This window comes from Niastella vici (assembly GCF_002077945.1).
Lineage (GTDB): Bacteria > Bacteroidota > Bacteroidia > Chitinophagales > Chitinophagaceae > Niastella > Niastella vici.
Genome location: NZ_LVYD01000085.1, coordinates 14,113 through 34,571 on the forward strand (window position 1 = coordinate 14,113; position 20,459 = coordinate 34,571).

Annotated in this window: 19 protein-coding genes; 8 read left to right on the forward strand and 11 right to left on the reverse strand. The window is 46.6% G+C overall.

Annotation, left to right across the window (positions count from 1 at the left end; all coding sequences use genetic code 11):
* Positions 1-249: 249 nt before the first annotated feature.
* The gene (locus tag A3860_RS33505) at positions 250-3,693 is read left to right on the forward strand and encodes a glycosyltransferase (protein WP_081154890.1); all 3,444 of its coding nucleotides are present in this window, start codon (positions 250-252) and stop codon (positions 3,691-3,693) included.
* 136 nt (positions 3,694-3,829) lie between these two features.
* Positions 3,830-4,411, forward strand: a complete 582-nt coding sequence (locus tag A3860_RS33510; protein WP_081154891.1) for a DUF1003 domain-containing protein — start codon at positions 3,830-3,832, stop codon at positions 4,409-4,411.
* 171 nt (positions 4,412-4,582) lie between these two features.
* Here A3860_RS33510 and A3860_RS41355 read toward each other — a convergent pair whose 3' ends face one another.
* Positions 4,583-4,747 carry a hypothetical protein gene (locus A3860_RS41355; protein ID WP_158085442.1) on the reverse strand — a complete coding sequence of 55 codons (165 nt, stop codon included), beginning with the start codon at positions 4,745-4,747 and terminating at the stop codon, positions 4,583-4,585.
* Positions 4,748-4,957: 210 nt separating this feature from the next.
* Here A3860_RS41355 and A3860_RS33515 point away from each other — a divergent pair, with 210 nt between their 5' ends.
* From A3860_RS33515 to A3860_RS33525, 3 genes are all read left to right on the forward strand, one after another.
* The gene (locus A3860_RS33515; RefSeq protein ID WP_158085443.1) at positions 4,958-6,232 is read left to right on the forward strand and encodes a sensor histidine kinase; all 1,275 of its coding nucleotides are present in this window, start codon (positions 4,958-4,960) and stop codon (positions 6,230-6,232) included.
* A 2-nt stretch (positions 6,233-6,234) separates the two neighbouring features.
* Positions 6,235-6,936 carry a response regulator transcription factor gene (locus A3860_RS33520; protein WP_081154893.1) on the forward strand — a complete coding sequence of 234 codons (702 nt, stop codon included), beginning with the start codon at positions 6,235-6,237 and terminating at the stop codon, positions 6,934-6,936.
* 134 nt (positions 6,937-7,070) lie between these two features.
* Positions 7,071-8,390 (forward strand): carbohydrate porin, encoded by a 1,320-nt coding sequence (locus A3860_RS33525; protein ID WP_245843687.1) that lies wholly within the window; start codon positions 7,071-7,073, stop codon positions 8,388-8,390.
* Positions 8,391-8,396: 6 nt separating this feature from the next.
* Here the strand turns inward: A3860_RS33525 and A3860_RS33530 are convergent, their stop codons facing one another.
* The 4 genes from A3860_RS33530 to A3860_RS33545 all read right to left on the reverse strand — a co-directional run bounded on the left by A3860_RS33530 (position 8,397) and on the right by A3860_RS33545 (position 9,894).
* Positions 8,397-8,714 carry an MmcQ/YjbR family DNA-binding protein gene (locus A3860_RS33530; protein WP_081154894.1) on the reverse strand — a complete coding sequence of 106 codons (318 nt, stop codon included), beginning with the start codon at positions 8,712-8,714 and terminating at the stop codon, positions 8,397-8,399.
* Between the two features lie 87 nt (positions 8,715-8,801).
* A complete protein-coding gene (locus A3860_RS33535; RefSeq protein WP_081154915.1) occupies positions 8,802-9,095 on the reverse strand; it encodes a hypothetical protein in 294 nt (97 codons plus the stop codon).
* 157 nt (positions 9,096-9,252) lie between these two features.
* Positions 9,253-9,597 (reverse strand): HesB/IscA family protein, encoded by a 345-nt coding sequence (locus tag A3860_RS33540; RefSeq protein WP_081154895.1) that lies wholly within the window; start codon positions 9,595-9,597, stop codon positions 9,253-9,255.
* Between the two features lie 24 nt (positions 9,598-9,621).
* Positions 9,622-9,894 carry a hypothetical protein gene (locus tag A3860_RS33545; protein ID WP_081154896.1) on the reverse strand — a complete coding sequence of 91 codons (273 nt, stop codon included), beginning with the start codon at positions 9,892-9,894 and terminating at the stop codon, positions 9,622-9,624.
* Between the two features lie 71 nt (positions 9,895-9,965).
* On the opposite strand from A3860_RS33545, the gene A3860_RS33550 reads away from it, so the two are divergent.
* On the forward strand, positions 9,966-10,496 hold the full coding sequence (locus A3860_RS33550) for a DUF7935 family protein (RefSeq protein WP_081154897.1): 531 nt from the start codon (positions 9,966-9,968) through the stop codon (positions 10,494-10,496).
* Positions 10,497-10,587: 91 nt separating this feature from the next.
* Entirely contained in the window at positions 10,588-12,150 is a 1,563-nt protein-coding gene (locus A3860_RS33555; protein ID WP_081154898.1) for an acyl-CoA mutase large subunit family protein, read from the forward strand.
* 2 nt (positions 12,151-12,152) lie between these two features.
* On the opposite strand, the gene A3860_RS33560 is transcribed toward A3860_RS33555, so the two are convergent.
* Positions 12,153-13,325 carry a hypothetical protein gene (locus A3860_RS33560; protein ID WP_081154899.1) on the reverse strand — a complete coding sequence of 391 codons (1,173 nt, stop codon included), beginning with the start codon at positions 13,323-13,325 and terminating at the stop codon, positions 12,153-12,155.
* A gap of 176 nt (positions 13,326-13,501) precedes the next feature.
* Between A3860_RS33560 and A3860_RS33565 the strand changes: the two genes are divergently transcribed.
* Entirely contained in the window at positions 13,502-14,836 is a 1,335-nt protein-coding gene (locus A3860_RS33565) for an amidohydrolase (protein WP_081154900.1), read from the forward strand.
* Between the two features lie 180 nt (positions 14,837-15,016).
* Here A3860_RS33565 and A3860_RS33570 read toward each other — a convergent pair whose 3' ends face one another.
* From A3860_RS33570 to A3860_RS33590, 5 genes are all read right to left on the reverse strand, one after another.
* Entirely contained in the window at positions 15,017-16,699 is a 1,683-nt protein-coding gene (locus tag A3860_RS33570) for a glutamine--tRNA ligase/YqeY domain fusion protein (protein WP_081154901.1), read from the reverse strand.
* Between the two features lie 340 nt (positions 16,700-17,039).
* A complete protein-coding gene (locus A3860_RS33575; RefSeq protein ID WP_081154902.1) occupies positions 17,040-17,450 on the reverse strand; it encodes a hypothetical protein in 411 nt (136 codons plus the stop codon).
* 274 nt (positions 17,451-17,724) lie between these two features.
* Positions 17,725-18,441 (reverse strand): LytR/AlgR family response regulator transcription factor, encoded by a 717-nt coding sequence (locus A3860_RS33580; RefSeq protein WP_081154903.1) that lies wholly within the window; start codon positions 18,439-18,441, stop codon positions 17,725-17,727.
* Positions 18,438-19,454, reverse strand: a complete 1,017-nt coding sequence (locus A3860_RS33585; RefSeq protein WP_081154904.1) for a sensor histidine kinase — start codon at positions 19,452-19,454, stop codon at positions 18,438-18,440. The genes A3860_RS33580 and A3860_RS33585 overlap by 4 nt, the downstream gene beginning before the upstream one ends.
* 264 nt (positions 19,455-19,718) lie before the next feature.
* Complete coding sequence (locus A3860_RS33590) at positions 19,719-20,399, reverse strand: YggS family pyridoxal phosphate-dependent enzyme (RefSeq protein ID WP_081154905.1); 681 nt, start codon at positions 20,397-20,399, stop codon at positions 19,719-19,721.
* Positions 20,400-20,459 lie beyond the last annotated feature (60 nt).

Sequence of the window (20,459 nt, forward strand, 5' to 3'; positions counted from 1 at the left end):
ATAATTCGCTTGAGACCTGAAATACGGACTCATCCTACTTCTTACTTCCTACTTCATAAACCTAGCACCACAAAAGTTTCAATTATACTCCAGTGCTTCATTAACCACCCATTAACTTACAATCCGCTAAATAACCACCCATTAACCGCCCGCCATGTATCAGCGCACCAACTTTGCATTCATAGACCAGTTCGTCGATTTTGACGACCAATAAACCCTGAGCCAGGTCGAAGGGCTAAACCGACACATATGCAAATTTTCCAAACAAATTCATCCACCCGATGGAACCGTTTTAAATGGATCATCCTTTTTGCCTCGCTGGCAGTGATTGTGTCCATAACGGTAATGATCGTGGCGCTGCAACAGGTGTACACCCCCGCCCTGCCCCGCCTGAACAACCATACCGAGCCGCCCACCACAAAATGGCTGCCCGATAATCACCCACCTACCCCTTCGAGCAAACGGCTGGCGCCCGGTTTTCAAAAATATATTACGGCTAAAGAGAAGAAGATGGCCCGGCTGGCGCCTTTTACCCCAGCCTACCTTACACCCGGCCCATCGTACCTTAATCAGTCGTTCAACCGCTTTCCCTGCGGCATACGATCGGCTTTTTATGTGGCCTGGGACCCGCAATCATTTTTCTCGCTGCAACGGAATATTTCCAATTTAAACCTGGTAATACCCGAGTGGATGTTCATTGACCCCAAAGCCGATACCATTTATACCCAGGTCGATGACCGGGCCCTCGCCATTATGAAAAAAAGCGGCGTGCCCATTATGCCCATTCTCTCGAATAATTATAAAACCGAGTTCCTGGGCGAACCGGTTCGCCGCATTATGGCCGATCCCCGGAAAAAAGAACGGCTCATCACCGACGTCATCAATATTTTGCAAAAGAACCAGTTCATTGGCGTGAACGTCGACTTTGAAGAGGTGAATGAAAAGACCGACGAACCGTTAATTGCCTTTCAAAAAGAACTGTATACCCGGCTGCACGAAAAAGGGCTGCTGGTTACACAGGACATTGCTCCCTTTAACGAGGATTACAATTTTGAACAGCTGGCCAAATACAACGACTACCTTTTTTTAATGGCCTACGACCAGTATGCCGAGAACACCGGCCCCGGCCCCATTGCCCACCAGCAATGGATTGAAGCCGCCGTTGACAAAGTGACCCGCAAAATACCTTCGAACAAACTGGTGCTGTCGCTGGCCGCCTACGGGTACGACTGGCCGCAACATGGCCCTGCTACCACCATTACCTATCAGCAGGCACTTACCACGGCCAAGGAATCGGATGGCAATATTGATTTCGACAACGACTCGTATAACCTGCATTACAGCTATTTCGACGATGACGACCACCCACATGAAGTATACTTTATGGACGCCGCCACCACCTTCAACAGCCTGCGGTTTGCGACGGAGTACGGGCTGGCTGGAACCGCTTTGTGGCGCATGGGCAGTGAAGACAGCCGCATCTGGAAATTCTATAACCACGATATGCAAAAAGCGGCCCTCACCGGGTTCGATTTCAATAATTTCACCGCCGTACAATCGAGCAACGACGTGGATTATATAGGCGAAGGCGAAGTGCTCGATATCCTGAGCACCCCCGTCGATGGCCGCATACGGCCCGAGATCGACAGCACCGATATGCTCATCAGCGAAGAACATTATGACAGCCTGCCCAGTATGTTCGTGGTAAAGAAATACGGACAAACCACCCCTAAAAAACTGGTGCTCACCTTTGATGATGGCCCCGACCCTACCTGGACACCCAAGGTGCTGGATATTCTGCAAAAAGAACACGTACCGGCCGCCTTCTTTGTGGTAGGCATCAATGCCGAAAAGAATATCCCCATCATAAAACGCATTTACAAAGATGGGTATGAGTTGGGCAACCATACGTTCACCCATCCCAACATAGCCGAAATATCGCCCAAACGCGCACTGTTGGAAATAGAAAGCACCCGCCTGTTGCTGGAATGTATAACCGGCCATTCAACCATACTTTTCAGGGCCCCCTATAATGCCGATGCAGAACCCGAAAAAATGGAAGAACTGCTGCCGGTGGCCATTGCCCGCACCAAAAATTACCTCGACGTAGGGGAATCAATTGACCCGCTCGACTGGGAGCCGGGTATTTCGGCCGACAGCATTGTGGTGCGTACCATTAGGCGGAAACAGGAGTTAACTGCCGCCGGCCTGGGCGGTAACGTTATATTATTGCACGACGCCGGTGGCGATACCCGCAGCGCCACCATTGAAGCCCTGCCGCGCATCATTGAGTATTTTAAAAGCCACGGGTACCAGTTCACCACCGTAAGCGACCTGCTGGGAAAACAAAAGGCCGAACTGATGCCGGCTGTTCCCAAAGGAAAAGATTATTACCTGGTACAATTCAATTACCTGCTGGCCGAATCGGGTTACTGGGCCGGCAAGGTGTTGTTTGTTTTGTTCGTGGCCTTTATTGTGTTGTCGATGGCCCGACTGCTTTTTATGGCTTACCTGGCTATACGGCAACGCCGCCGCGAGAAAGCAACCATTTGGCCAACGCTTACTGAATACCCGCTGGTGTCGATCATTGTACCCGCTTATAACGAAGCGGTGAATGCGGTAAATTCGGTACAGAACCTGTTAAGGACCAACTGGCCCAATACTGAGATCATATTTGTAGATGATGGCAGTAAAGACGGTACGTATGAAAAAGTGCATAGCGCCTTTCAGCACCATCCCCAGGTAAAGGTATTTACCAAGCCAAACGGCGGAAAGGCCTCGGCGCTGAACTTCGGGATAAAGGAATCCAACGCAGAATTTGTAGTATGTATTGATGCCGATACCCATTTGCATCCCGATGCCATACCCAAAATGATAAGACATTTTCTGAACCCCGCTGCAGATGGGGGCCGGGGAAAGGCTATTGGCGCCGTTGCCGGCAACGTAAAAGTGGGCAACCTGGTGAACCTGCTTACCCGCTGGCAATCTATTGAATACATTACCAGCCAGAACTTCGACCGCGAGGCCTTTGCCTGGCTCAATGGTATAACCGTTGTACCCGGTGCGGTGGGCGCCTTCCGCAAAAAAGCCATTGAGGATGCCGGCGGCTTTACCACCGATACGCTGGCCGAAGACTGCGACCTGTCGGTTCGGATCCTTCGCCAGGGGTATATCATTGCCAATGAACACGAAGCACTGGCGTTCACCGAAGCGCCCGAATCGGTTACAATGTTCATTAAACAACGTTTTCGCTGGAGCTTTGGGGTAATGCAAACCTTCTGGAAGAACCGCGATGTGCTGTTCAATACACAATACAAAGCCCTGGGCTGGGCGGCATTCCCAAACATCCTGTTGTTCCAGTTCATTATTCCGGCCTTTGCACCGGTGGCCGATTTCTTTATGCTCATCGGCATTTTCACCGGCAATGCCGGTCATATTCTTCTTTATTATGGATTGTTCATGCTGGTTGATGCCGCCGTGTGTGTACTGGCCTTCCATTTTGAAAAGGAAAAGAAAACGCGCCTGTTATGGCTGCTGCCCCAGCGGCTCATTTACCGCTGGTTGATGTTGGCCGTACTGTTCAAAGCATTGCTGAAAGCCATTAAAGGCGAATTACAGGGCTGGGGTGTGCTAAAACGCACCGGAAGCCTGCAAACGGGTGGCAGTCCCTATCCGGTTGCCATGAGCAAATAAAGACACATAAGTGACAAAGCTCATACTATTAATTAACGCACTCCCTTAATTTTATAATATCCCTGAAAACTGGCGGGCCATCGCAGGAATGGCTCGCCTTTTTCATAATACTTAACGCTATCAATATTTTAATACCATGCACAAGTCAAAAGCCAAATACATCAATGAACTGATGGATACAGAAAACGATCACCTGAAGAAATTGAATGAGATCGTTGTACAATCATTGGAGCAGGAAAAATTATTGTTGCAAAGCCTCGCCGAACCAAAGAACGAACAGCTCACATTGGGCCAGCGGCTGGCCGACAGGGTAGCCCGTTTTGGCGGAAGCTGGAAATTCATTACCTGGTTTGTAGCCGTCTTATGTATATGGATTGTCATTAACCTGTTGCTCGTGGGCCGCAGCCGGTTCGACCCCTACCCTTTTATACTGCTCAACCTGTTGCTTTCCTGTTTGGCCGCCATACAGGCCCCGGTGATCATGATGAGCCAGAACCGCCAGGAAGAAAAAGACCGCAAACGCAATGAAAATGATTACGTGGTGAACCTGAAAGCGGAGATCGAGATCAGGACCCTGCACCAGAAAATTGACCTGTTGATACAGGAACAATTCAAAAAGCTGATTGAATCGCAGGCTGAACAAATAAAGCTGTTACAGACCATTATCAGGGAAGAAAAGAAGAAAACGAACGGGAATGGAGATAAACCGGTTATCTAACGGGCTAATAGGCTAATTGGCCAACGTGCCGGGTGAGCAACAGACTGCCCGGACTGCCCGCAATAGTGAACCTGCTCAAAACACTGTAGCTCACTCCATTTAGGGGGCTGGGGCAACAAAAAACGCCGCCCACCCGGAGCGACGTTTAAACCCTAAAGAAACCGACCTATTTTAATGTTTTTTATGGGTAGTGTGAGTAGTGTCAGTAGCCTTCTTTGGCGCTTTTACATGCGCAGGTTTTGGAGCAGTAGAATCCTTCTTTGGATGATGCTGTTGCGCCATTGTAAACAAGCCTAAAGTCATGAATAAACCAGACAGTAATAATACTTTTTTCATTTGGTCAATTTTTTTAAAAGGTTGTTTGGAAATGTTTTGACGGTGTGAAAGTATTCAAATGTGCTACCCGGGAGAAATTTTAAAGCCTGCTTAACTGGTGATTAACAATCATACAGTTGTCGTATCTTTCCTTAACGAGCCCTTAACCAGATTAGACAAAAAGTAACCATAATGGGTAGCAATTTTGCCTACAGGAGTTTATCAGATTTTATGCGATCATCAACGCTCAGATGGCTGGTTCTGGTAGCCAGCCTTTTAATAATGCTGATAATTGCAGTTCAGTTGTTCTGGCTGAACAAAGTGTATTCATTTGAGCAAAGGACCTTCCATACCAACGTTGTTAAAAGCATTCGCGGCCTGTATGAAGACATTGAACTCGTTGACACCCGCGCCATGGATCTGGCGGAACTGATCGAAAACCCCAGTACCGACTATTTCCTGTTCAGAATTGACAATGCCTACTCAGAAGACTCCATCGCTTCTTATGTGCGACATGAGTTAAATGATTTTGATGTACTTACCGATGCATACATTGCCTATTTCGCCCCCGGACATACCAAATATATAAATCCCACATATATCCCCACCGCGGCTTCGCGATATGAACGGGGAGAGATCAACCTGTCGCTTTACAAACGCAACTACAACTACGGATTGCTGTATTTCCCCCACCGGAACAAATATGTGTTGCAACAAATGAATTTCTGGTTCATCAGTAGCGCAGTATTGTTCATTGTGCTTGTTGGACTGGCAGTTATCCTGTTCTTTTTTTACCGCCAACGGTTCCTGGCCGAAGTGCAGAAAGATTTTGTGAACAACTTTACCCACGAATTCAAGACCCCCCTCGCCGTTATGAAAATATCGGCGGAAGTGCTGTTGCAGGACAAGATCACCACGCAACCCGAGCGTTTAAAAAAATACGCCACCATCGTTGAAAACCAAACCCAACACCTGCAGGAACAGGTAGAACGCTTATTGCAGATAGCGCGAAGCGATAGAAAGGACCTGCCCATACAAAAAAACCTGGTGCCGCTTAAAGACCTTATTGAGCAAGCCGTTACCAAAATGCAACCCCTCATCGATGAGAAAAATGCAGAAGTGGATATTCCTATCGATGAAGAACATAATATTGAACTGTATGCCGACCGGGCACACCTGGAACTGGCGATCGTTAACCTGCTGGAAAACGCCCTCAAATTCTCAATTAAGCCGCACATCATTGTTTCGGCTGGCCATGAAGATGGAAATATTTATATTTCAGTAAAAGACAACGGCATTGGCATTGAAAAAAAATACCAGAAGCGCCTGTTCAAGAAATTTTACCGCGTGCCCACTGGCGATGTGCACAATGTAAAAGGATTTGGACTGGGTTTGAATTTCGTAAAAAGGATCATAGATGCCCATCATGGTTCTATTAAAATAAACAGCCTGCCCGGTATCGGAACCGAGTTCAGGCTTATTCTTCCAGCAACAGTAAATAGCTGATCATGTTAACAAAAAAAGTTAAAGTACTATTGGCCGAAGACGATCTATCCTTAGGCTATGTGATCAAAGACAACCTGCAGGATGCAGGCTACGATGTGGTTCTTTGTCCCGATGGACAAACCGCTATTGAAAAGTTCGACAAAACACAATACGACATCTGTTTGCTCGACGTCATGATGCCGAATAAAGACGGGTTTACAGTTGCCCGCAAGATCCGCCAGCAGACAGATATGGTGCCCATTCTTTTTCTCACCGCCAAATCAATGGAGGAAGATAAAGTAAAAGGCTTCCTCACGGGCGCCGATGATTATATCACCAAACCCTTCAGTATGCAGGAGTTATTGCTGCGCATGGATGTATTCATTCGCCGCTCACGAAAACTGCATGCCGAAAGTGTACAGGAATACAGTATTGGGCAAATGAGATTCTCCTATACCGATCTTAAACTACATGCACCTGCTGAAACGTTTACCTTAACACAGAAGGAAGCTGACCTGTTGAAATTCCTGTGCGAACATGCCAACCATATTTTAAAACGCGATGAAGTACTGCTTAACGTGTGGGGCAAAGACGATTATTTCCTGGGCCGCAGTATGGACGTGTTCATGACCAAATTGCGTAAATACTTCAAGGCCGATCCTGAAATTATACTTGAAACCATTCACGGTGTGGGTTTCCGGTTCAATGCCGCGGTGAGCATGTAATGTTTACTCAATGAGCCTGGCCAGTAAATTGAATATAAGGTATTACATGCGTTAACCCCGTTTTAACGTACGTTAAACACTGCTTAACCAAAGCAGTAAGCAGTTTTGGGTTTTCGTACACAATGTAAATACCAATGATTCGATCAATCTTTAGTATTCTCTTACTGACAGTGATCTTTTGCAACACCCATGCACAAATTGCAGCCGATTCCATCGCGAGCCGCAACTGGAGCCTGCATGCACAGGCAACTTCCATATGGCAATACCACCCTTCTTTTAATGCACCCTATACCGGTACGCACAGTTTACTAAAAGACGAATCAGGAAAGGTTTCCTTTACCGCCACTGTATTTGCGGGAAGAAGATTATGGAAATATGCCACGCTTTATTTTAACCCGGAGGTAGCCGGCGGCAGCGGCCTTAGCTCAGCCATGGGCGTTGCCGGTTTTCCCAACGGCGAAACCTTTCGTATAGGAAGTCCCAAATTGAAGTTGTACCTGGCCCGGTTATACCTTGAACAAAAGTTTGCGCTGGGTGCAGGAAAAGAGGTAGAAACAGATGACCTTAACCAGGTGCAACAGCATGTACCGGCCCGGTATATCTCTGTTCGCGCCGGTAAATTCAGCATTGCCGATTTTTTTGATAATAACAGCTACAGCCATGATCCCCGCTCCCAGTTCATGAACTGGAGCCTCATGAGCAATGGCGCCTGGGATTACCCGGCCAATACCCGCGGTTATACCGTTGGCGCGGTGGTTGAATACCATACCCCAAATTGGGCTACCCGTATAGCCATGACGCAAATGCCAACCTATGCCAATGGGCCTGTACTGGATGACCACATCGGCAAAGCGTATGGACTTACCTGGGAAGGCGAGAAAAACATTACCATGAACAAACAACCAGGAACTATCAGGCTGCTGTTGTTCCACAGCCTGGCTGCCATGGGTAATTATAAAGAAGCCATTCAAAAAGATCCCTCAACACCCGACATAACACTGGTACGAAGCGTTCCCCGAACAAAGAACGGCATAGGCATTTCGATAGAACAGGCCATTTCAAAAAACGCCGGTATTTTTATCCGCAGCAGTTGGAACGATGGCCGCAATGAAACCTGGGCATTTACCGAAATAGATCAATCGGTATCGGCCGGAATGGTGTGGAAGGGCGAAGCCTGGTCGCGCAGGAACGATGCCCTGGGCACTGCCATCGTAGTGAACGGCATTTCGGGCCCGCATCGCGATTACCTGAAGGCTGGCGGCAGTGGGTTTATTATTGGGGATGGCGCCCTGAACTATGGGCACGAAGCGATTTTTGAAACCTATTATAAATTCAACATCCCGGCCATCTTTTTATCGATTAGTCCCGATTACCAGTTTGTACTAAACCCCGCCTATAACAAAGACCGCGGCCCGGTACATATTTTTGGAGTGCGGGCACATGTGGAATGGTAAGGAAGTTCATTTCTTTGAACCTACGCAGTTATAGGCAGTGGCAAGAAGATCTTTCAGCATCTCCTTTCTTATTTTTTTGAGGTCGACGAGCGTCCAGCCCTGTTTGCCCCATTTGTTATCAACAGGGTAAATAATGGTTTTATCAAAGGCGCAAAAAACCGACTGATCTATTTCAGACAGCTTTACACACACTATGTGGCTATCGGGAGCATGAGTGGCAAAGATCTTTTTCTTCACCCGGTAAGATGTTTTTTCAAAGTGTGGCTGCGCTTCCACCCCCGGAAAGGAAAGCGCCAGTTGTTTGAAGGTATCGATGTTGACCATTAACCGTAAATTTAAAAAAATAGCCAATAAAAAAGGCCCTGATGCCGGTTGAGCCGGAATCAGGGCCTTTAGCTGCCAATATCTTTTTTACCGTTGCAACGCTTCCAGCCCTTTCTTTAAATCATCTGCATTCATGACCGGACTGAATTCTACTTTAGCATTCAGGTGCAGAAAGAAAGGTTCAGCAATACCTGGGATATCTGAAGGATCTTTTAGATCAAATACCATCAGGCACGAACGGCAACCATCAATGGCAGTAAAATAAGCGCTTTCGGGCTTTATCTTGTCCATAGTGGCCTGCATGAGTTTTGGCAGGGAGCCGTCCATAATGGCTTTATTGGAAGCCGTAACGTCCATAGTGGCTTTTAATAATGTGCGCATGCTTACATCTTTAAATGGTAAATAATAATAATTGACCATTCCAGATGTACATCATAATTATCCCCGGTTGCTTTGGTAAAGCAGGTACTGAAAAAACAGGTATCCTGGTCGGTTGCGAAAAGGTGCTGTTGAAGAAAACAAATATAGATTTTTCTTTTTATACCGCGAACGAAGTTCCGCAGCCACAGGTTTTACTGGCATTGGGATTAATGAAAGTAAAGCCGCGGGCATTGAGGCCATTGGCCCAGTCAATCTGCATCCCCATGAGGTAAATGCCGTGCGATTTATTCATTATGAAGGTTTGTGAGTCAAATTCAAACACCTGGTCATCGGGTTGTTTATCGTCGAAACCCAATATGTATGAAAGGCCCGAACAACCGCCGCCTTTCACGCCCACCCGTAAAAATTTAGAAGCATCAAATTCGGGGGCGCTCATCAAACGCCTGATCTCAGCCAGGGCACCGGCAGTAAAGCTCACAGGAACGGCCATTGTCATTTCCATACTCAAATCATTTAAAGGACAAATTTACGATAAACCCGGGGTACCCGCAACGGATACCGGTGAAACCGCCAGCAATTGACAGGCTGGTGACAGAAAGTTGGTTGCCGGATACCAGTTGCCAGTTACCAGGCAGAACCCCGAAACCGGTACCTGGGAACCGGTTAAACCGCCAGCAATTGACAGGCTGGTGACAGAAAGTTGGTTACCGGGTACCAGTTGCCAGTTACCAGGCAGAACCCGGAAACCGGTACCTGGGAACCGGTAACTGTTTGTTTTTATACCAATTGTACGTCGCAATTCGTTTAAGCAACTTATTACGAAGAACTTAAAATATAGAACTGTATTTTTGCTCACCTAAAACCTATTGAATGATTACTACCACCCAAATGGTAATTTCTCTGGTAATTGCCTTTTCACTCGGCGGCTTTCTGGCTTATGCGCTTTGGAAACAACGCAAAGAAGCAAAACAGCTGCTCGATAAGCACGAAAAGGAAAAGTCCGCCGCACCCGCTACCCAACCCCTTCAATTACAGGCTTATGAACGCCTGATGTTGCTGGTTGACCGTATTGCCCTGCCCAACCTCATCAGCCGCACCAACCAGGCCGGACTGAGCGCCCGGGATATGCAGGCTTTGTTGACAATGCAAATAAGACAGGAATTTGAATATAATGTAACCCAGCAGATCTATGTATCGCACGAATCGTGGGAAGCGGTACGTAACCTGAAAGATCAGAATATATTGATCATTAACCAGATCTCCTCTTTTTTACCAGCCGAAGCCACCGGCCAGGACCTCAGCCGCAGCATTCTCGAAATGTTGATGCAATCGCCCAAAGCTTCCCTGCACAATGTGGTAGCCGATGTGCTGAGCTATGAAGCAAAAAAATTGATGACGTAAGAAGTAAGAGATAAGAAGTAAGAAGAACCCCATCTCTCACATTACTTCTGATTTCGAAACTCAAATCACTTCCTACTTCAAAAAACTTGTCATGCCAGAAAAGAAAGTATATACCGATAGCGCCATTGAAATAAAGGAAGTGTATAATGCTTCTGATCTTCCCCGGATTGATGAACCCGAAATACCCGGACAGTTCCCCTTCACCCGGGGTGTGCAGGAAGATATGTACCGCGGTAAATTATGGACCATGCGCCAGTACGCAGGGTTCAGTACTGCGGAAGAAAGTAATAAACGATACCATTATTTATTGTCGCAGGGCGTAATGGGGCTAAGCGTGGCTTTTGACCTTCCCACCCAAATCGGGTACGACAGCGATCATCCCCTGGCCGAAGGTGAAGTGGGTAAGGTAGGCGTGGCCATCGACAGCATTGAAGACATGCAAACCCTGTTCAAAGGAATAAAGCTCGAAGAGGTGTCAACCTCCATGACCATTAATGCTACCGCATATATACTGCTGTCGTTTTATGTAGCCCTGGCCAAACAACAGGGCGCCGATCTGAAAAAGATCTCCGGCACCATTCAAAACGATATTCTGAAAGAGTACGCGGCAAGGGGCACCTATATTTATCCCCCCAAGCCATCCATGCACATCATTACCGACATTTTTGAATGGTGCAGTAAGGAGCTTCCCAAGTGGAATACCATTTCCATTTCGGGTTACCATATTCGTGAAGCCGGCAGTACCGCCGTTCAGGAGATCGCTTTCACCCTGAGCAATGGTAAAGCTTATGTAAAGGCCGCACTGGAAAAAGGACTTGACATTAATGTATTCGGCCGGCGCCTATCATTCTTTTTTAACGCGCATAACAACCTGTTCGAAGAAATAGCCAAGTTCAGGGCTGCCCGCCGCATGTGGGCCAACATTATGAAGGAACTGGGCGCTACCGATCCCCGGGCCATGATGCTGCGTTTTCATACCCAAACCGGAGGCAGTACCTTAACCGCACAACAGCCGCAGAACAATATTGCCCGCGTTACGGTGCAAACCCTCGCAGCTGTTTTAGGGGGTACCCAATCACTGCATACCAATGGTTTTGATGAAGCCCTGAGCCTGCCTACCGAAGAAGCCGCCCGTATTGCCTTACGCACCCAGCAGATCGTGGCTTTTGAAAGCGGCGCCGCTGACACCGTTGATCCGCTGGCCGGCTCTTATTATGTAGAAGCACTCACCAGCGAAATAGAACAAAAAGCCTATGAGCTTATGGCTACCATCGATGCCATGGGCGGCAGCGTTTCGGCTATTGAAGAAGGTTTTATTCAGGATGCCATTGCCCGCAGTTCATACGAATACCAACGCAAGATCGAAAATGGAGAGAAGATCATTGTAGGCGTAAACAAATTTCAGTCAACAGAAAAAGATACCACACCGGTCTTCAGGATCGATGACTCTATTCGCCAGGTACAAAGTCAGAAACTGGCTCAACTGCGCAATGACCGCGACCCGGCCAAATGCGACCAGGTTTTACAGGGACTATCTGACAAGGCTTCTGCCGGTGAGAACATTATGCCCACCGTTATTGAGGCCGTTGAACAAAAATGCACCCTCGGGGAAATTGCTGATACATTGAGAGAGGTGTTTGGGGAGTATAAATAAACTCACCAAACAAACTTCCTACTACTCATCAGGCTGTTATTGCTCACTCGCAACACATAGGGTCCATGCGCCCGGGCATTTAACGGGAAGGAAATTACCTGCGACCCGGCATCCAGGTCAAGCGAACGCTGTTGCAGCACTACCCCATTCAGCGCAATCACCGAAACGGTGTACCTGCCCTTTTCAGGTATCTGCAACGAGGTTGCCAGCGATTGACCCGAAACAGTGGTATAATCGATCGACAGCTGACTGATGCTTTTGTTATTGACCTTCACCAGCCAGGAGAAGTAAGTCCAGCCGCTTGGCTCATCTATTTTAATGCGATAATATACCTTGTCATTACCAGGCGCCTGTTTGTCTTCATAATTGTATGAACCGGCCGACAGGGTCTCGTTTTCCGGGAAGCGGTTGATGGTTGTAAAATCAGTTCCGTTCACCGAACGCTCTACATGGAACACACTGCCTTCATGCACATTGGTAACCTGCCATTTCACCGAAACATTTTTATCGGTATGCAAAGCCTGTACACCGGTTATGCTAACGGGCAGCACTTCACCTATACCCTGAATATTGATGCTATCGACCACCAACCGGCTAAAGCCCCCGCTATTAATACTTACATTGTAACCATATAACCGGAAGGTAACCGTGGTATATTGATTCAAAAATGCACTACCCAGGGCAACCGAATAATTGCTGTAGTTATGCGATAAACTGTTGTTGGTAATATCTGAAGCATAGCCATCAATACTCGACCGCAGGCTCCAGGAAGTTGGGCCCGAACCTGCCGGCGAACCCGTATTGCTACGCCTGATGCGCAATAATACACTGGTGAGGTCTAACTGGTAACCGGTATTTGGACTAATACTGAACTCAAGATAAGTACCAGTATTGATGCTGCCACCTGGCCAGCCGTTCTCGCCATAATATTCTACGTTGCCATTAAATGATTTTGTTGGAATACCGGAATTATAATCGGCCGTTGAAAGCGTGTTATGTGCAGCAACACCAGCACCCGCTAAAGTATTGTTGAAAGTCCAGTAACCTAATGTTTGTGAAAAACAGGGGAAGGTGATCAACGCCTGCAGTAAAATACTGCAAACAAGTTTACCAATAGGCATATGCCATAACGGCCTGCCATGAGTAATGGCGGTTTTCAATACAGGGACGGGCATTGGGGCAGTTTTCGGGATTAAAACACTTAATAAACGATAAATATATTTGCTTATTACATATTTGGACATCAAGCATTTATAACAAAATAAGTGCTATATACAGTAGATTAAAAATCATATGTTTAGTACCCTTTCCAGCTCATTATTTTTTTCTACATTCAGAAAAATAATCCAGCATGCAGCTAAAACAGTCAACCCGGTGGGTTCTGCTACCAATTTTATTACTTTTCATAACATCAACCCTGCCCGCCCAACAAAACCGGCAAACGCTCATTGATCAAAAAGCCGCCGCCCTGCTACCCCAGGTCATTGAATGGCGTCGCTATTTGCACCAGCATCCCGAACTCTCGAACCGGGAATACAAGACCGCTGAATACGTTGCTGCACATTTGAAAAAACTGGGTCTCGAGGTACAGACCGGCATTGCCAAAACCGGTATTGTAGCCATTTTGAAGGGTGGCCAACCGGGCCCTGTAGTTGCCTTGAGGGCCGATATGGATGCCCTGCCGGTAAAGGAACGGGTAGCTATTCCGTTTAAATCAACAGTACGGGCCGAATATATGGGCGATACTGTACCTGTAATGCATGCCTGTGGCCATGATAGCCATGTGGCCATGCTGATGGGCGCTGCCGAGATCTTATCATCGATGAAAAAAGATCTGCCCGGTACCGTTAAATTCTTTTTTCAACCGGCCGAGGAAGGTCCGCCCGGAAATGAAGAAGGCGGCGCACCCCTGATGGTGAAAGAAGGTTGTATGGATAATCCAAAAGTAGATGCGGTGTTTGGCATGCACATTGAATCGGATATTGAAGCGGGCACCTTTGAATACAAATCAGGCGCCTTCATGGCTTCATCTGACTGGTTCACCATTAATATAAAAGGAAAACAAAGCCACGGTTCACAACCCTGGAAAGGTATTGACCCTATTGTTGTAGGCACCGAGATCGTGAATGCGCTGCAAACCATCGTTAGCCGCCAATCGGAGCTCACCAAAGCGCCGGTGGTTATTACGGTAGGCAAATTCCACAGCGGTGTGCGGCCCAATATCATTCCCGAAGAAGCGGTGCTGCAGGGCACTATTCGTGCGCTGGATACCAAAATGCAACAAGAAACACATGAACGCATTCGTAAAATAGCTACGACTATTGCGGAAGCCATGGGCGCCACGGCCCAGGTTACCATTGACACCAAAACGCTGGTCACCTATAATGACCCGGCTCTGGTAAAAATGATGGTTCCCAGTTTTGAGCGAACAGCCGGTAAGGAAAATGTAAAGGAACGAGAATGGGTAACCGGTTCAGAAGACTTTTCGTATTATGGCGAAAAAGCGCCTTCGTTCTTTATTTACTTTGGCGGTATGCCTAAGGGCGCCGACAAATCGAAAGCACCGCCGCACCATACACCCGATTTTTATATCGATGACAGCCGCCTCGATGTAGGTGTTAAGGCATTCTGCAACCTGGTGTTTGATTATGCGAAGGGGATTGCTGAAATAAGAGGTAAGAAGTAGGAAGTAAGAAATCAATGAATTTCATAAACGCCGCACCAACAAAAAAGACCCGTCAGTTCATTATACCTGACGGGTCTTTTATATTTAGGCTTTATGTGTTTCCTACTTCTTACTTCCTACTTCTGATACTTTCAATTAAACACTTCCACCCAAACTCAAATCCAATCTATTTCTTACCTTCTATCCTTTCTTTACTTCTTTCGCCCAGGTATCTTTCAGCGTCACGGTTCTGTTAAAGATCATTTTATCTTCCGACGTGTCTTTATCGAGACAGAAATAACCTTTGCGCAGGAACTGGCAACGGTCGTTGAAGCGCATGTTCTTCAATGCGGGTTCGGCAAAAGCCGTGCTGATCACCTGCAATGAATTGGGATTGATATAATCTTTGAAGTCGCCTTCTTCACTGGCGGGGTTTTCAACCCTGAACAACCGGTCGTACAGGCGAACTTCAATGCTAATAGCCTGTGCAACGCTTACCCAGTGCAGGGTGCCCTTTACATGAATACCAGAGGTATCGGCGCCGCTTTTACTTTCGGGCAAATAACTACAATGCAGCTCGGTTATTTTACCATTGCTGTCCTTCACTACTTCATCACATTTGATGATGTAAGCGCTTTTCAGGCGCACCATTTGTCCGGGCGCCAGGCGGAAGAATTTCTTGGGCGGGTTCTCCATAAAATCTTCGCGCTCTATGTATAGCTCGCGGCTGAACGGAATTTCGCGGTGCGCGGTATTGGGATCTTCGGGGTTGTCTTCACTCTTCACCATTTCAACCGCACCATCGGCCGGATAGTTGGTGAGCACCACTTTCACCGGGTCAAACACCACCATGCGGCGCAGGGCGATCTTGTTCAGGTGCTCGCGTACGCAGAATTCGAGCAGCGACACATCGATCATGTTCTCGCGTTTGGCAATACCAATTCGATCGCAGAACTCGCGAATACTTTCGGGGGTATAACCAGCGCGGCGCAGGCCCGAGATCGTGGGCATGCGGGGATCGTCCCAGCCGGTTACGAATTTATCATTCACCAGTTGCAGCAATTTTCTTTTGCTGGTAACGGTGTAGTTTATATTGCGGCGGGCAAACTCGTATTGATGCGAGGGATATATTTCCAGCTTTTCTATAAGCCAGTCGTACAACTCACGATGAGGCACAAACTCGAGGGTGCAAATAGAATGCGTAATATGTTCAATTGAATCGCTTTGACCGTGCGCCATATCGTACATGGGGTAAATGCACCATTTATCGCCTGTACGGTGGTGATGGGCATGTTTGATGCGATATAATACCGGGTCGCGCATCAGCATATTTGCATTCGACATATCGATCTTTGCACGCAGGGTACGGGTGCCATCGGCAAACTCCCCATTTTTCATGCGGGCAAACAGGTCCAGATTTTCTTCAATGGAGCGGGTGCGAAAGGGACTGTCCTTCCCAGGTTCGGTAGGCGTGCCTTTCATGGCAGCGATTTGCTCAGAGGTAGAATCATCAACATATGCCAGTCCTTTCTTTATAAGGGTAATGGCGAACTCATACATCTGGTCGAAGTAGTCAGAGGCGTACAGTTCATTCTTCCATTCAAAACCCAGCCAGCGAATATCGTCCTTGATACTCTCCACATATTCCGTTTCTTCTGTTACCGGATTGGTATCATCAAAACGGAGGTTGGTATACCCGGGATATTTTTTGGTAAGCCCGAAATTCAAACAAATACTCGAAGCATGACCAATATGCAGGTAACCATTGGGCTCGGGAGGAAAACGGGTAGCTATTGTTTTGTACCTGCCCGATTTCAGATCCTCTTCAATGATCTCTTCTAAAAAGTTCAGACTTTTCTCTTCCGGTGTGGTGATCTCTGCCATAACTCAATAAATTGATGGCAAATTTACGTAATTCTGGCATCTAAGTCCCGGAACAAGTTGCTGTTATCGCAGGGATTAGGAATTATTTTTTGGGAGCGGGCTGCGGTAGTTCTGCCCGGCGTCCCTTGCGCCACTTGCCGATTTCATCGGCATCCCGACGACTTCAGTCAGGACTTCAGCGTTCCCGGCGCTATTGGGCAAAAGAAAAATCAGGCCCCCCTTCCGGCGAGTTTCATTCCGAAAAAACCGGAATGAAACTGTAAGGGCAGGTATGACAATACAAATTCGTGTTCAACTAAAAGATCTAATGAATAGCCATACTGCGCAAAAGCGTCAGCTACTACATTCTTTTTACCAGGATCTGTTGAACCAGTCTTGATTCGGTCGACAGCTCAAATCTGTGGTCAGTTTTGTCTTTGCTGTCGCGGATGATGATCACCAGTTTACCATTTTCAACCGGAGCTCTGAACACTTTGTTGAAGTGCTGACCGTTAAAAGTGGCGCGGTACAGGTTGTCGCCATTTACATCATTCACCAGAATGTCGAAACGGCCACCATCGGCATTCTCAAAATTTACTTTAAAATAAACCTGGCCTTCTTCCATTTTCAGGCATGAAACAGAAGCGTCTCCATCTTCATACGTTGAATCAGAAACTTTGGCTGTTGCAGAAGTAAGGGTTACAAGAACCACCAGCAACATGATAGCTGTTTTCTTTCCTAAAGAAAAAGCATTGAGCATGATTGTTTTCATATTTGTTTTGTTTTTTTAGATAAAAAAAATAATAATATGAAAGCAAATCGTTTATATAATCGGGGCAAGCTGTTGATTAACAAGAGAAGGCAAGCAGCGTAAATGGGAAGGAGTTAAAAGATCGATTTAATCTTGTTATGCAAATTTATACAAAAAACGGGAAAAGGTAACCCTTAAGTATACATTATACAGAAAATAATATTCACGTAACATGATGTGACCATCGTTGCAAACAGGCGTTAGTAAAGGATTTCAGCCAATTGGGGCTTAATCATCAACGTCTTAGCAACCGGTTTTGTATCAATTGCTGCAAAACCGCTTCGCGTTCGGTGCGGCTTATGGGAATTTTATAGGTGCCAATAGTGATCTCATTGCCTTCAATGCTTTCTACCCTGGCCGCCGCCACTATGTACGACTTATGTGTTCGTATAAACCGCCCCGTTGGTAATTGGGTTTCTATGCTGTGAAATGTGATATAGGTAATATATTTCCTGCCATTAGTGTAAACCGCCACGTAATTTTGCAGGGCTTCTATGAACAGAATATCATCATACAGCACCTTTATGAGCTTATTATCGCTTTTAATAAAGAAGTAACCGGGTGCTGAAGCAGGCGGCGCCGGTTGCGTAATAGCCTCCTGCATGGTACGCGCTTTTGTTACCGCCTTCCAGAAACGCTCAAACGAAAATGGTTTCAGCAGGTAATCGATCGCATTCCATTCAAACCCTTCTACCGCATATTGTGGATAAGCCGTTGTAAAAATGACCATGGGCGGGTGCTGCAGGGTCTTCAGGAATTCCATCCCCGTCATTTTGGGCATTTGAATATCGAGGAACAGCAGGTCGATCTTCTCCTGCATCAGCAGGTCGGCCGCCTTTAACGGGTTATCGAACTCCCCGGCCAGTTGCAGAAAGGAGGCATCCTGTATGTATTCCTTCAAACCCTTCCGGGCTATGGGTTCATCATCTATTATAATGCACCGGAGTGTCATGATAATTGCAGGTTGAGTTCAATTTTAAATGTGTCGCTATTGTTCCAGATCTGTAAAGTATGCCTGCCGGGATACAATAGTTCAAGCCGGCGTTTTACATTCGACAAACCAATGCCGCCTGTTGGTTCGGTGCTTTGCTGCTGCTCCTTCGAGTTCTCAACAGTGAACAACAGCATACCATTATGGCGTTGCAGTGCTACCCTTATAAAATTGCGGGCATTGGTATGATGCGAAATATGTTTGAAGGCATTTTCAACAAAGGGGATCAACAGCAGGGGCGTTATCCGGAAACCTTCTAGCTGCTCCCCTACTTCAATACCCACTTCATATTGATTATCTTTCCGCAGCTCCTGTAACCGGATATAATCCTGCAGGTAATGCACTTCTTTTTCTATTTCAATGGCAGGGCTGTTACAATCATACAACTGGTACCGCAACAAACCGGCCATCTGCAACAGCGTGGTGCGCGCTTCGGCATTCTGTTTATCGATCAAAAAATAAACGGTGTTTAACGAATTGAACAAAAAATGCGGGTTGAGCTGCGACTTTAAAAAATTCAATTCCGTTTCTGCTTTTTCTTTGGCCATTTCGCCGAGGCGCCGTTGCGCCCGCGCATGATCGGTCAACAATTTAATAGCCGCCCCCGTGCTTACCAGTAAAAAATGCGGGATCACATTATCGTATACCCGTACTTTAAACCGGTCCCAGATGTCGAAGGACGTTTGCATCAGCGCCGCTTCTACATACATTTTTGAAATACTGAATGTAAATACCAGGGCAATAAACAACCCGGTAAACAGCCAGTATCTTTTTTTATACAATAAGCGGGGAATAAGCACATAATTTGTGAGGTATACCATCAGGGCCAGGTCGGCCACTTTTATAAAAGTGATATACCATCCTTTGCCGGCGGGATAATCCTGGTACCTGAAAAAATGCCAGCCGAAGAAAAGCAAGGCCCAGCCCAGCAAATGATGCAGATAATAACGCTGTATAACCCTTTCCGCTTTCATACATCAAATTAAATATACAAAATCGGGGCGACGTAACGGTTTACACTTATTGTGCCTTTTGCTTGACGAAATGCCTGTTTACAGACCGGAAAGGGGTATAAAAGAAAAAAGAGCTGTAGACACAGCCCTTTACCATTAATCAATAACCTATGAAAAACACTATTTAATTATGTAAGTCAAAGATATACAGTAGAATGCCTGGGTCATAATCAATTCGATGTTTGAATATAAAACCCCGATGAATTAGCTGGAATAACCGATAAGCTATTGCTGGCGGCTCCCGAATAACAGGCTGCCAACACGTACAAGTGTACTGCCTTCTTCAATAGCTATTTGATAGTCACTGCTCATTCCCATCGATAATGTGTTGAACCCGGTGTTCCAGGGAAGACTGGCGCAATGATCGAACAGTAATTTGAGGTATTTAAACTCTTTGCGTACCTGCTCTTTATCTTCTGTGAAAGAAGCCATGCCCATTAACCCGCTTACCTCCACGTTTTTGAGCTCGTTTAATAGTTTATACTTATGAATGGCATCCATGGCCTCCATTAATTCAAGCTCATTAAAACCGAATTTGGTTTCTTCCTGGGCAACATGGATCTGTAACAGGCAATGGATAACCCGGTCGAATTTGCGGGCCTGTTTATCTATTTCGAGTAATAATTTATAGCTGTCGACCCCATGGATCAAATGCACATAGGGAGCAATGTATTTTACTTTATTCGATTGCAGGTGGCCTATAAAATGCCAGCGGATATCATTGGGCAGCACCAGCTGTTTTTCGGCCAGTTCCTGCACATAATTCTCGCCAAAATCGCGTTGTCCCAGCTCATATAGCTCCTGGATCTCCGCAACCGGTTTTGTTTTTGATACTGCCACCAGCGTAACCTGTTTCGATTGTAATTCGCCGTTGATCTCCTGATAAGCTTTTGTATTAACCGCCATCAATAGTTCTGTTTAGTCAATGATACAAACAATACCTTATGAGGGGCAAAGGTAAGCCGT

Excerpts from the sequence above, each read along its gene's own strand:
- A3860_RS33570 (WP_081154901.1), bottom strand. The coding sequence starts at position 16,699 with ATGGCAGAGATCACCACACCGGAAGAGAAAAGTCTGAACTTTTTAGAA.
- A3860_RS33590 (WP_081154905.1), bottom strand. The coding sequence starts at position 20,399 with ATGGCGGTTAATACAAAAGCTTATCAGGAGATCAACGGCGAATTACAA.
- A3860_RS33510 (WP_081154891.1), top strand. The coding sequence starts at position 3,830 with ATGCACAAGTCAAAAGCCAAATACATCAATGAACTGATGGATACAGAA.
- A3860_RS33560 (WP_081154899.1), bottom strand. The coding sequence starts at position 13,325 with ATGCCCGTCCCTGTATTGAAAACCGCCATTACTCATGGCAGGCCGTTA.
- A3860_RS33520 (WP_081154893.1), top strand. The coding sequence starts at position 6,235 with ATGTTAACAAAAAAAGTTAAAGTACTATTGGCCGAAGACGATCTATCC.
- A3860_RS33580 (WP_081154903.1), bottom strand. The coding sequence starts at position 18,441 with ATGACACTCCGGTGCATTATAATAGATGATGAACCCATAGCCCGGAAG.
- A3860_RS33535 (WP_081154915.1), bottom strand. The coding sequence starts at position 9,095 with ATGCGCACATTATTAAAAGCCACTATGGACGTTACGGCTTCCAATAAA.
- A3860_RS33555 (WP_081154898.1), top strand. The coding sequence starts at position 10,588 with ATGCCAGAAAAGAAAGTATATACCGATAGCGCCATTGAAATAAAGGAA.
- A3860_RS33565 (WP_081154900.1), top strand. The coding sequence starts at position 13,502 with ATGCAGCTAAAACAGTCAACCCGGTGGGTTCTGCTACCAATTTTATTA.
- A3860_RS33585 (WP_081154904.1), bottom strand. The coding sequence starts at position 19,454 with ATGAAAGCGGAAAGGGTTATACAGCGTTATTATCTGCATCATTTGCTG.
- A3860_RS33515 (WP_158085443.1), top strand. The coding sequence starts at position 4,958 with ATGCGATCATCAACGCTCAGATGGCTGGTTCTGGTAGCCAGCCTTTTA.
- A3860_RS33525 (WP_245843687.1), top strand. The coding sequence starts at position 7,071 with ATGATTCGATCAATCTTTAGTATTCTCTTACTGACAGTGATCTTTTGC.
- A3860_RS33505 (WP_081154890.1), top strand. The coding sequence starts at position 250 with ATGCAAATTTTCCAAACAAATTCATCCACCCGATGGAACCGTTTTAAA.
- A3860_RS33575 (WP_081154902.1), bottom strand. The coding sequence starts at position 17,450 with ATGAAAACAATCATGCTCAATGCTTTTTCTTTAGGAAAGAAAACAGCT.
- A3860_RS33540 (WP_081154895.1), bottom strand. The coding sequence starts at position 9,597 with ATGGAAATGACAATGGCCGTTCCTGTGAGCTTTACTGCCGGTGCCCTG.
- A3860_RS33550 (WP_081154897.1), top strand. The coding sequence starts at position 9,966 with ATGATTACTACCACCCAAATGGTAATTTCTCTGGTAATTGCCTTTTCA.
- A3860_RS33530 (WP_081154894.1), bottom strand. The coding sequence starts at position 8,714 with ATGGTCAACATCGATACCTTCAAACAACTGGCGCTTTCCTTTCCGGGG.
- A3860_RS41355 (WP_158085442.1), bottom strand. The coding sequence starts at position 4,747 with ATGAAAAAAGTATTATTACTGTCTGGTTTATTCATGACTTTAGGCTTG.